This window comes from Aliivibrio sp. 1S175, from assembly GCF_001690985.1.
Classification (GTDB): domain Bacteria; phylum Pseudomonadota; class Gammaproteobacteria; order Enterobacterales; family Vibrionaceae; genus Aliivibrio.
Window position 1 is genome coordinate 859 of the sequence record NZ_MAJS01000078.1, and the last position, 490, is coordinate 1348.

Annotated in this window: 1 protein-coding gene; it reads left to right on the plus strand. The window is 32.7% G+C overall.

Features of this window, described 5'->3' with window-relative positions; all coding sequences use genetic code 11:
- Nucleotides 1–31 precede the first annotated feature (31 nt).
- Complete coding sequence (locus A6E06_RS15225; RefSeq protein WP_255312103.1) at nt 32–469, plus strand: N-acetyltransferase; 438 nt, start codon at nt 32–34, stop codon at nt 467–469.
- Nucleotides 470–490: the final 21 nt, after the last annotated feature.

Genomic DNA, 490 nt, shown 5'->3' on the forward strand with positions numbered 1-490 from the left:
TATGCAGGCGTTATGTGCAAGGTAGGATAAGTTGAAAAATAGAATTGATTGGAAAATATGGCAGCTTAGAAAAGCGCCGACACTCATTGAACAAATCGAAATGTGGTTGGATTTAGTTGATAAATATGGAGTAGAGGAATGGGCTAGTTGTGATATGGAAGCCAATGGATGGAAATTGTTATTGAGATGTCGGACTAATGATATTATTGGTAATTGTATGGTTATTGCTACAATACGTCTTGATGAAGAATTACAGCATCAAGGACGATTAAAATCTCTTCTTAATTATTTGTCAGATGTCACACCTTGGTCGACGATTGCAATTGAACAAATAGAAAATAAGGATTTAATTGTATTTTGTGAAAAATATAATTTTAAACAGATTAGCACTAAGTTCAGTGACTCTTTTCGTATAGAAAAAGATAAACTAATTCGGTTTGATGTGGATGAATTTAAAGTATATCTCTGATAAGCACATAACAAATGCATC